The following is a 9,142-nucleotide window of genomic DNA, read 5'->3' as shown; positions in this document are numbered from 1 at the left end:
GGCCAGGTGGTGACGCGGATGGGGCGGTCCAGCTTGGTCCGGCGCAGTGCGTCGTTGACCACCCGGCGGTACGTCTCGCGTGCCGCGAAGCCCTCAACGGCGATCTCGGATGCGCCGACGTCGACCGCCAGATCGACAGCGGCCCTGGGCCATTGATCGGAGGTCATCGGCGCGGAGACGTCGGCGATCACGGCCACCACACCCTCGCGGGTAAGCGACGCCGCCACGATGCCGCAGGCGTCGCCCGAGCCCGAATCAGCCGGGTCGACGCCGACAACGGTCTTTGTCGGCGCGGTCGGCGCTGCGGGCAACCGCCACTGATCGAGCCAGTCGCGCTTAATCAATCCGCCCTCGGGTGCGGCGGGCACGCCCTGATACAGCGAGTACCAAGCCCGCTCGCCGACGCTGCGCCGGATCGCCGCGAACTCTGCAGCGGTGTACCCAAGCGCCGAGGTCATCACCACGCCGGGAGCGCGGCCCAGTGCGTCGGGGATGCCAGCCTCGGCGACGGCGGGGATGTTCACGTGCGCCCAGACGTCGGGTTCGTCGCGCAGCAGAGTGCCCGCGAGGTCATCGGGATGCCACCGGGTCATCACAAGCGCCACGGAGCCACCGGGATGCACGCGAGACATCAACGTCGAGCGGAACTCGTTGATCACCCGGCGGCGGTGAGCAGCGGAGTCGGCCTCGCTCTGGTCCTTCACCGGGTCATCCACCAGTAGGAGGTCGGCACCAAAGCCCGTTGCGCCGGAGTTGATGCCGCCCGCCAGCCGCCCGCCCGCGTGGCCGTCGACGCGCCAGCGACCGACCGCCGTCTTGTCGGGACTCAGCCGATACCCGAGCAGGTCGGCGTGTTCGGCGATCATCGCCCGCGCCTCGCGGCTGTGATCTTGGGCCAGTTCGTCGCTGTAGGACGCGAGGATGATCTGAGCATTCGCGTTGTGCCGCAGCGCGTCGACCACACCCACTCGCGACACCAGCACGCACTTGCCGGTGCGCGGTGGGGCGGTGATGACATAGCGCCGCCCCGGCTCGTTGATCGCGTGGCTGATGACGTCGGAGATCAACTCGATGGCCGGGGTGATGCGGTAGTTGCGGACGATGCGGCGTGCGAGTTCGGCGGGGCTGGCGGGCTTTTGACGGCCTCGACTGGCCCGCATTACGCGGAAGGCGGCGAGCCGGGTCGGGTCGGCATTCGGAGTGCTCATGCGGCTTTCCTCCGCTTCGGGTCGAAACCGGCCTGCTCGGCGCTCCACAGGTCGGTGCGCGTCCACTGGTGGCCGCAGTGATCGCAGCCGTACTCACAAGTCACGCGCCGGTCGCCGTGCCACGTCACGGCATCGGGCTCGACCAGGGTGTGCAGGCGCACGCAGCTGTCGGCCTGGTCGCCCGCCGGATTGCAGTGCGGGCAGTAGTCGCCGAGGTAGCTGCAGTGACGGCGGTCGATGGGGGTCATGGTGGTCTCCTCGGTGGTGGTGTCGTTGGCGGCGGAGACCTTCGTGGCTGTCGTGAAGTCAGGCGGCGGCGATCGGCGGCACGCGACGCAGACCGGCACGTAGGCTGGCGATCTGGCTGCTGCCCGGCCGCCGCCGTCGCTGATGCCCAGCGCCTTGCACACGTCGTCGTGGGTCGCCTCGCCCTCGACGTGAATCGTGCGGGCGAGGTTGATCACGGCGGACCACGCACGGTCCAACAGGGGCGGCACGGTGCGCCGCGACTCCGCCGCCGTGTCGCTGTAGCCGTAGACGTCGGCCTGTGCTGCAAGCCGCACAGATGGCCCGGTGGTCGCCGTGGCCGTTGCCCCGCATGAGGGCTTGCAGCGTCCGGCGAGAAGGGTGACGACCGTCGAGCCACCGTGCCTCGCCGTACGGTCCCGCATAGGCGATCGCAGGCGAACCACCACGGGCACTTCATCGAACGTCGTCACGCCGTCGACACCCCACACTCGGCTGTTGGTCATTACCGCCGAGTGCACACGGCCACCGAGCAGCGCCCCGGCGATGGCGTGAGAACTCTCATGCACGGCGATGCGCAAGCCCATCTGTTCGCGTGGGGTGAGGTCGGCCCACGTCAGCGGGCGGCGAGGCTCGGTCATGCGCTGTTCCTTCCTAGCCATTACTTCGCATTACATTTCTGCTCTCGGTGGGGACGTCGGGGGCGACCGGCACATAGCTCAGATCACCGCCCCGACGCCATCTTCGAGACCGCAGGCGAGTCGTTGTTGTTCAGCAGCTTGGCGAGGTTGCGCTTGCGGGCCTTCTGGTCGCGGGCGTCGGCTCGCGCCGCAGCCGCTGCGAGGTGATTGTTGATGCACTCTGCGCAGGTGTAGCCCCAGACGTCGCCCTTCCACTGCCAGCACGGGCCGTTGCAGGACCGACAGCGCGGGCCGTGATAGTCCGTCATCAGAACTCCTGTCTCCCTGGCGGTTTGGCGGGTCTCAGACGTCGATGCCCAGCGCGGCCAACGCGGCGCGGGGATCGGCGGCCGGTGCGGTCGGGGTAATGCTCTGCACCTTCGCGTCGAGCGCCCGCTCAAGGGTCAGCGCCGCCCGGTCGACGGTCTCGCGCAGCAGGCGTTCGAGCCGGTCGGAGCGCGACGGCTGCCCGCGCAGGACAGGCGCGCCGGGCGGGAACGCGTGCGCCAGCAAGTCGTCGGCGATGTCGGCAGCGCCGGGCGCGGGGCAAGGTCGATCAGCGTCGTTACCGCATACCGGCGCTTGCCCTCATCGTCGGCGAGATGTTCGGTGCGGCGGCGAGCGTCACGCTCCGCCACCCAGCCGGTGACGGCGCCGACCGCCTCGTGCGCTGCATCGGCGTAGGCGAGCACCTGCCGCCGGAACTGCAGCGGCATGGGCCGGGCGGCGATGCGAGCGGCCAGCGCCCCGGCAACCTCGGCGATCTCACGGCTGAGCGACCAGCCGCCGTCGTGGACGATGGGCATGTGTGCGCGGCGTCGGCGTCGAATGTCGGCCTGTTTCATGGCGAGTCGTCCTCTCGATGGGCGGTAGCGCCTGGGGGTGGCGGGCGACGTCAGTGGCTGGCCGCGCATCGCGATCATTGGGCCGCCGCATCGCGCAGTTGAACACCGAGGCGGTCGACACCGGCCCGGCGCAGTTGGCCCGACTCCGCAGCCACGGCGCGCTGCAGGCGGTAGTAAGCGAACGCCTGGCGGCACTCGATCACTCGCGGGTCGTCGTCGGGCACTGCACGTGACTTGAGCACTGCCAACCGGCCAACCCACGTACCGCCCGGGACTCGGGGTCCACGGCGACGTCACATCTGGTCATGACTAAAGCCAAGCAAACGACCGTGCAGAGTTACGGCGTAGCAATGCGGCGATGCCGGATCGGCCCTGTTAACCGGGGTTGAGCAGGCCGACACGGATAGGGTGTGACTCTCGCCGCCGCCTCACCGAAGGAGCACTGCCGCATGAGCGCCCCGTTCGTCGCGCCAGTCACCATACGAACCGGCGCGGTGCCTGAGGGCAAGGTTGCAGACTTCATCACCGGCAAGCACATGCGGGACACGCCGGAGGAGTATGTCCGCCAGAACCTCGAAAAGGCGCTGATCCGGCAGTACCGCTACGACGCCCGCGACTGCACGCCGGAGTTCTCGATCAAGGTCGGGTCGTCGCGCAAGCGGGTTGACGTCGTGGTGTTCACCGCCTGGGCGGCGCACAAGCAGGAGAACGCACGCATCCTGGTCGAGACGAAACGCGCCGGAACCAACCCCAGCCACCGCACCGAGGGCGTCGACCAGCTGCGGAGCTACATGGCTGCGTGCCTCAACGTGCAGTACGGCATCTGGACAAATGGCGACGAGAAGATCTGCCTCGCCAAGCGCGCGGACGGCTCCGGCGGGTTCACGTTCGAGGAGATCATCGACGTCCCGGCCCTCGGGCAGACCGAAGCTGACGCTCAGCGTCCGAAGCGCAAAGACCTCAAACCGGCGACCGCCGACAACCTGTTGTTCGCGTTCCGTCGGTGCCACAACTACATCGCCGGAACGGAGGGCAAGCAGAAGCCGGAGGCCTTCTGGGAACTGCTCAAGATCATTTTCAGCAAGATCGAGGACGAGCGGTCGCGCCAACTCGACTTTTACGTCACCGCCGCCGAGCGGGCCAACGCCACCAGCGCCGCCAGTGCGAAGGCGCGCATCCAGAAGCTTTTCAATGACAAGGTCGTCTCCAAGTACCGGGCGATCTTCCCGGCGACCGACACGGTGATTGACCTCAAGCCGACCGTTGTCGCCTACGTCGTCAGCCAGCTGCAGGGCTACTCGCTGCTGGCGTCTCCCGTGGACGTCAAGGGCGTCGCGTACGAGGAGATCGTCGGCAGCAACCTACGCGGTGACCGCGGCGAGTTCTTCACGCCCCGCAACGCCTGCCGCATGGCGGTCACGATGCTCAACCCACAGCCTCACGAACGGCTCATCGACCCAGTGCTGGTACCGGTGGCTTCCTGATCACGGCGATGAATCACGCGGTGCAGCACATCGAGACCGAGGAACGGGCTGAGTGGGCTGACCCCTCCCGTGGCACCGACCAGGAGCGCGAGGAGCTATTCCGTCGTCGCACGGAGTACATGACGACGAAGGTCCACGGGCTCGACCTCAACCCCGGTCTGGTGCGTGCGGCAAAGATGAACATGGTCATGAACAACGACGGCTCAGGTGGGCTATTTCAGGCCGACACGCTTGCCAATCCGCGCAGTTGGAGCCATGAGGCGGCGCACAACATAAGACTCGGGTCGTTCGACTGCGTGGTGGCCAACCCGCCGTTCGGCGCGAACATCGTCATTGACGACCAGGAGATTCTTGAGCAGTTCGACCTCGCGGCCATGTGGGACCGAGAAGACGATGGCGCATGGACCATGCGCCACGACCGCAACGGTCGCCCGGTCCTACAGAAGAGCCAGCCGCCGGAGATTCTGTTCATCGAGCGATGCGTGCAGCTGCTCAAGCCGGGCGTTGGGCGGTTCGCCCTCGTTATCCCGAACGGCATCCTCAACAACCCAGCTCTCGGCTACGTGCGGACGTGGCTGATGCAGAACACGCAGGTGCTCGCCATCGTTGACATGGCGCGAGAGCTGTTTCAGCCGAAGAACGACACGCAGACGTCGATGGTGCTCGCCCGGCGACTCGACGCAACGGAGCGCGAGGCGGCGATTGCCGGCCAACTTGAGTATCCGATCTTCATGGCGACGACCGAGCGATTGGGCACGACAAGCGCGGCAACGTCCTCTACCGGCGCACCGACACCGGCGAGGACGTATTGGTCACAAGGGCCGAGACGGTCGCAGAGATCGACAGCGAGACCGGCGAAGAGGTGCTTCGCACCATCGAGGTGCAGGACCGACAGATTGACGACGACTTGCCGGACGTTGCCACCGCCTACCGCCGCTGGCTCGGAACGCAGAAGTGATCACCAGCACCGTCAGGTCGCGGTCGGTGCTCGCCCACGACCGGCTTGACGCACACTTCTTCACGTCGGCCGGTGTCGCCGCGTACGAGCGGCTTGCGGTGGTGGGTGCGACCGGAGACGTCGAATCAGTCACTCGGGTGGGTGAAATCGCTGACGTCTGGGACCCGCCGCGCTTCGCCCGCGCCTACGCCGCGCCCGAGGAACCGAGCAAACCGTACCTCCGGCCCTATGACGTGTTCGACTATCTCCCTGCCGCGTCCGACCGGCTGTCGCTGCTTCGAAATGAGGACGTCGACCGGCTGGTGCCTCCGTTCGGCACGCTGCTGCAGACGTGCTCGGGGCGCAACCTCGGCCCGGTAACCGTGGCCGACGAGGATATTGCCGCATTTGCGTTGTCGCACGACATGATTCGCATCGAGTCGGCGGAAGAGGACGATCGGTACTACCTGCTAGCGTTCCTCAAGACGCCGACGGGCCAGGCGTTGCTCCGCCGGGGCAAGAGTGGTTCGGTCATCGACCACATCACCACCCGAGACGTGCAGGCGCTGCCGCTGCCGATCGTCGTCGGTGACGTACGCAAGACGGTGGTAGACGGGGTTCGGGCAGCGGTCACCGCGAGCGCAGCCGCTCGCACGGCCTTGCGTCGAGTCCGCCAGGAGCAGGAGCGGCGCCTACCGACCCCGCCGCGTGATGCTGCCAACCGCAACGGCTGGACGGTGTCGAGCCGACTGGTGCGCGACCGCCTCGACGCGGCCACGTACGACCCTCGAATTCGTGCGGCGGTCGATCAAGTGCAAGGCGCTGGTGGGGTGAGATGCGGTGATCTTGCGCGTGCTGTCCTCCCGCACCGGTACAAGCGGTACTACGTCGAGCCTGCGCACGGCCGTCCGATCCTCTCGGGTCGCCAACTCCTGCAACCCGAGCCGATCAACCTCCGCTACGTGTCCGACCGGTCGTTCAAGGTCCCGGCTGATTACGAACTGCGCGCAGGGATGACGGTGTTCGGAGCAGTCGGGCGGTCGGAAGGGCGGCAAGGCACACCGGCTCTGATCACCGATGACCGCGACGGGTGGCTGGCGAGCAACGACGTGATGAGGCTGACTCCTCAGGCGGGCGTTTCACCGGCGGCGCTCTGGCTCGCGATTGTCGCGGGACAGACGCGGCTGCAGATAAACGCTCTGTCGTTCGGGTCGGTAGTTGACCACATGAATCCGTGGGACGTTGAGGACTTATGGATACCGGCGGCTGACGATGACCTCACCGCCGCAGCCGAACAAGCGTGGAGCGACTTCTCGCTTGCGTCCTCCGCGCTCGCGGCTAGCGTGGCGACCCTGGAAGCCGCTCTGAGCTAATCACGCCCCTCGGCGAGGTAGCGGTACAGGGCGGCCCGGCTGACTCCGACGGCGGCAGCGATGGTCGGCACCGGCTCGCCGCTGTCGCGCATCCTGCGGGCGAGCGCGGCCCTGTCGGCGTCGAGCGCCTTGGGCCTGCCGATCGGCATGTCACGCGCCTTGCGCGCCGCCCGCGACGCCGCTCGGCGTTCGCGCTGCAGCTCAAGCTCAAGCTCAGCGAGCGACGCCAGCACGCCCGCGATCATCCGCCCGGTGGCGTTGGAGGTGTCGATGCCCTCGCGCAGCGAGCGGAGCGTGATGCCGCGCTCGGCGAGGTCGCGCACCGTGAGCATCACCTCGCCGGCGTTGCGTCCGAGCCGGTCGATGCCGACGACCACGATGGTGTCGCCCTCGCGGGTGTAGTCGAGGACTGCGGCCAGCCCGGTGCGCTGCTCGCGGGTCGAGGTGCCGGTGAGCTTGTCGCTGTAGACCCGAGCGGGGTCGACCCCACCCAGACGTGGCTCACCAACTGATGACGCGTTTCGTATCCTCAGCGGGTCGCAGGGTGACGTTGCATTTCGATGACTGTTCCGCAATCACTTTCGTATGCTCGGCAAATGCAGTCGGATGCCTCACCGGAAGAACCGGAATCTGGCTCGCAAGACCCCGTCGGAAGCACGCCAGAGACACCACATCGCGTTCCCTCGTCCAGAGACACAGAACACCCTAGGGCGTCCAACGCTGTCGACGCCACTCTAGCCGTATTGGTCGCCATCGTCGTTGGGTTGGGACCGGGCAGCGCGGACCTCCAGCCAGGCAACAGGATTGCTATCGTCTTCGTGGGCTTGTGTGCTGGGTTATCGCTACTGGCTGCCTGGTGCTTCCGCCAGAAGGGGCCGGAGTTTCGATTCCACCCCCGCGCACCAATATCAAAGCGTATCTACGCTTTTTTCTATGCTGTCACTATAATATTGATTGCAGTAATTATTCTGGTATGGACATCAGGATTAAACACATCGCCGCCGCCACCGACCGTAAATGCGACTCCAAGCACTACTCCAACCACGAGTCCGCCACCGCCTCCGATAGACGGTTGGAACCCTTGGCACCCAGTTGATGTCGAGTACAAAACGTTCGACACCAGCACTCGACGGCTATCTGCGGTAGCACGCGGCCGGGACAAGATCGATGTATTCATGATCGGTGATGACGGCTTAGTAATGAACGCCTGGAAAGTGTCAGACACGTGGAATTGGCAAACGCTGCCAACGAATATGACGTTTGGAGGCGGAACTCCTCAAGTAGCCGCCGTGTCGAAAACCGAGGGGAATCCGAATAGAGACACACTGGATGTATTCGCGATTGGTGATGACGGGCAAGTTTGGAGGTCCGTTTTCGACGGCCGCGAGTGGGATAAGTGGTCCGCACTCCCGGCGAAGGTGAAGTTCGATCACGCAACGCAACGCGTCGCTGCAGTGTCGCGAGGCGAGGGCAAGTTGGACCTGTTTGCGATCGGTGATGATGGCCAGGTCTGGAGCACCTACTGGGAGGATGGTATGAACAACGACTCCTGGGGGGAGTGGTTCGCGCTACCAGGCGGGCAGGGTTTTTTTCCCCGAAGTCAGCAGGTGGCTGCGGTAGCCCGGTCTGGGGACAACCTTGACTTGTTCGTAATCCGTGATGACGGCGAGGTCTGGACCACCCACTGGTATCTGGGCACCAATGAGTGGGCTGATTGGTCGCCCATAACCGGCGGCCCGATTTTCCGAAATGGCCAACGCGTGTCCGCGGTATCGCGATCAGGTACCGAGTACGATGGCGTCGCCGCCGAAACTAACACTCGAGACAACATTGACCTGTTCGCAATCGATGATGGCGGCCGGGCCTGGAGCACGTACTGGGAGGAAGGCCCCGCTAATAACTGGGGCGAGTGGTTTCGCCTCGGCGAGCATACCTTTGACACGATGCAGCAGGTGGCTGCTGTCGCACGGTCTCCGGAGAATCTTGACCTCTTCGTGCTGGGCAACGATGAGCGGTTATACACCACGTACTGGTCGGTCGGTGCCGATTGGCCCGAATGGGAAGTCCCACGCAACCTTGGTGGCGCCCGGTTTTGGCCTCAATATCAGAATGTCGCCGCGGTGTCACGCTCCCAAAGCGACCTAGACTTATTCGTCCTTGGGAATAACGGTGAGCTGTGGACGGCCTCCTGGTTGGCTCCTCGACGTTGATGGGGCCCTGACCGGCCCTTGCGGAAGCGGTCGATCCAATACCGCGCAATAGCACGGTCCTGGGAGGTGCCTTTCCGAACAATATCGTTGCAGGCCAAGACGAATCGTGTGCGAGATAGACAGTGGCGTTGGAGTCTCCAACCGGGCTGATGTCGTCGC

The 9,142-nt window shown here is 65.7% G+C and carries 10 protein-coding genes; 4 read left to right on the top strand and 6 right to left on the bottom strand.

Annotation, left to right across the window (positions count from 1 at the left end; all coding sequences use genetic code 11):
* The 5 genes from ABQE44_RS25620 to ABQE44_RS25600 form a co-directional block, all read right to left on the bottom strand.
* Positions 1-1,208, bottom strand: a 1,208-nt coding sequence (locus ABQE44_RS25620; protein WP_448432610.1) for a terminase large subunit domain-containing protein, incomplete at its 3' end; no start/stop codon positions are given.
* Entirely contained in the window at positions 1,205-2,095 is an 891-nt protein-coding gene (locus ABQE44_RS25615) for a hypothetical protein (RefSeq protein WP_448432608.1), read from the bottom strand. The genes ABQE44_RS25620 and ABQE44_RS25615, both read right to left, overlap by 4 nt.
* Positions 2,096-2,178: 83 nt before the next feature.
* Positions 2,179-2,403: a hypothetical protein gene (locus tag ABQE44_RS25610; protein ID WP_448432606.1), complete on the bottom strand. Its 225-nt coding sequence runs from the start codon at positions 2,401-2,403 to the stop codon at positions 2,179-2,181.
* Positions 2,404-2,538: 135 nt separating this feature from the next.
* Positions 2,539-2,979 carry a hypothetical protein gene (locus ABQE44_RS25605; protein ID WP_448432604.1) on the bottom strand — a complete coding sequence of 147 codons (441 nt, stop codon included), beginning with the start codon at positions 2,977-2,979 and terminating at the stop codon, positions 2,539-2,541.
* Between the two features lie 74 nt (positions 2,980-3,053).
* On the bottom strand, positions 3,054-3,227 hold the full coding sequence (locus tag ABQE44_RS25600) for a hypothetical protein (protein WP_448432602.1): 174 nt from the start codon (positions 3,225-3,227) through the stop codon (positions 3,054-3,056).
* Positions 3,228-3,428: 201 nt separating this feature from the next.
* On the opposite strand from ABQE44_RS25600, the gene ABQE44_RS25595 reads away from it, so the two are divergent.
* The 3 genes from ABQE44_RS25595 to ABQE44_RS25585 are packed head-to-tail and all read left to right on the top strand — an operon-like array spanning position 3,429 to position 6,773.
* Complete coding sequence (locus ABQE44_RS25595) at positions 3,429-4,463, top strand: type I restriction enzyme HsdR N-terminal domain-containing protein (RefSeq protein WP_448432600.1); 1,035 nt, start codon at positions 3,429-3,431, stop codon at positions 4,461-4,463.
* Between the two features lie 8 nt (positions 4,464-4,471).
* The gene (locus ABQE44_RS25590) at positions 4,472-5,470 is read left to right on the top strand and encodes an HsdM family class I SAM-dependent methyltransferase (protein ID WP_448432598.1); all 999 of its coding nucleotides are present in this window, start codon (positions 4,472-4,474) and stop codon (positions 5,468-5,470) included.
* On the top strand, positions 5,418-6,773 hold the full coding sequence (locus ABQE44_RS25585) for a restriction endonuclease subunit S domain-containing protein (RefSeq protein WP_448432596.1): 1,356 nt from the start codon (positions 5,418-5,420) through the stop codon (positions 6,771-6,773). Before ABQE44_RS25590 ends, ABQE44_RS25585 begins: the two co-directional genes overlap by 53 nt.
* Here the strand turns inward: ABQE44_RS25585 and ABQE44_RS25580 are convergent.
* Positions 6,770-7,306 (bottom strand): recombinase family protein, encoded by a 537-nt coding sequence (locus tag ABQE44_RS25580; RefSeq protein WP_448432612.1) that lies wholly within the window; start codon positions 7,304-7,306, stop codon positions 6,770-6,772. The genes ABQE44_RS25585 and ABQE44_RS25580 overlap by 4 nt on opposite strands.
* Positions 7,307-7,948: 642 nt before the next feature.
* On the opposite strand from ABQE44_RS25580, the gene ABQE44_RS25575 reads away from it, so the two are divergent.
* Complete coding sequence (locus ABQE44_RS25575; RefSeq protein ID WP_448432594.1) at positions 7,949-8,983, top strand: PLL family lectin; 1,035 nt, start codon at positions 7,949-7,951, stop codon at positions 8,981-8,983.
* Positions 8,984-9,142 lie beyond the last annotated feature (159 nt).

This window comes from Mycolicibacterium sp. XJ2546 (assembly GCF_053483195.1).
The sequence above is the reverse complement of the archived record's forward strand: the minus strand, read 5'-3'. Positions and strand labels throughout refer to the sequence as shown.